At 50.2% G+C, this 1,211-nt stretch carries 1 protein-coding gene; it reads right to left on the minus strand.

Annotated elements, in window-relative coordinates; genetic code table 11:
- Nucleotides 1-1,211, minus strand: a 1,211-nt coding sequence (locus tag ABIE27_RS31005; RefSeq protein ID WP_429352225.1) for a calcium-binding protein, incomplete at both ends; no start/stop codon positions are given.

The raw sequence follows: 1,211 nt of genomic DNA on the forward strand, positions 1-1,211 counted from the left end.
ATCTTTTCTCCCGTCTCTTTGATGCGAATCATCAGATCCATGTTGTCTTGCATCACATCCACTTCCTCTGGATCAACGAGCATTTGAATGGTGTCCATATTGCCTGCTTTACTATCCCAGTCATAGACCGTATCTTGTCCGTACCCCTTCCCAAAAACATATGTGTCATTTCCGTTAGAACTCGAGCCTGAGCTCCCGCTAAGTCGATCCCCATACAACTTGTCATCTCCAGCGCCACCGTCCAGCACATCGTCTCCGCTTCCCGCGTACAGCGTGTCATTCCCCGCTAGCCCCCGCATCCAGTCCACATAGCCATCGACTCCATACAGCGTGTCATTACCTTCCGTTCCTTCCGTGATTACTTTCGATTCCAGTTGGCTTTGAGTCCATATCGTCCCGTCTGCAAACTTCACCTGTTCTACTTTGGAGTATGGATCTCGAAAGTAGGCGTTTACCCGGATCTTTTCTCCCGTCTCTTTGATGCGAATCATCAGATCCATGTTGTCTTGCATCACATCCACTTCCTCTGGACCAACGAGCATTTGAATGGTGTCCATATTGCCTGCTTTACTATCCCAGTCATAGACCGTATCTTGTCCGTACCCCTTCCCAAAAACATATGTGTCATTTCCGTTAGAACTCGAGCCTGAGCTCCCGCTAAGTCGATCCCCATACAACTTGTCATCCCCACTGCCGCCGTCCAGCACATCGTCTCCGCTTCCCGCGTACAGCGTGTCATTCCCCGCTAGCCCCTGCATCCAGTCCACATAGCCATTGACTCCGTACAGCGTGTCATTGCCTTCCGTTCCTTCCGTGATTACTTTCGATTCCAGTTGGCTTTGAGTCCATATCGTCCCGTCTGCAAACTTCACCTGTTCTACTTTGGAGTATGGATCTCGAAAGTAGGCGTTTACCCGGATCTTTTCTCCCGTCTCTTTGATGCGAATCATCAGATCCATGTTGTCTTGCATCACATCCACTTCCTCTGGACCAACGAGCATTTGAATGGTGTCCATATTGCCTGCTTTACTATCCCAGTCATAGACCGTATCTTGTCCGTAACCCTTCCCAAAAACATATGTGTCATTTCCATTAGAACTTGAGCCTGAGCTCCCGCTAAGTCGATCCCCATACAACTTGTCATCTCCAGCGCCACCGTCCAGCACATCGTCTCCGCTTCCCGCGTACAGCGTGTCATTCCCCGCTAGCCC

This window comes from Paenibacillus sp. 4624, from assembly GCF_050435065.1.
GTDB classification, from domain to species: Bacteria; Bacillota; Bacilli; order Paenibacillales; family Paenibacillaceae; genus Paenibacillus; species Paenibacillus amylolyticus_D.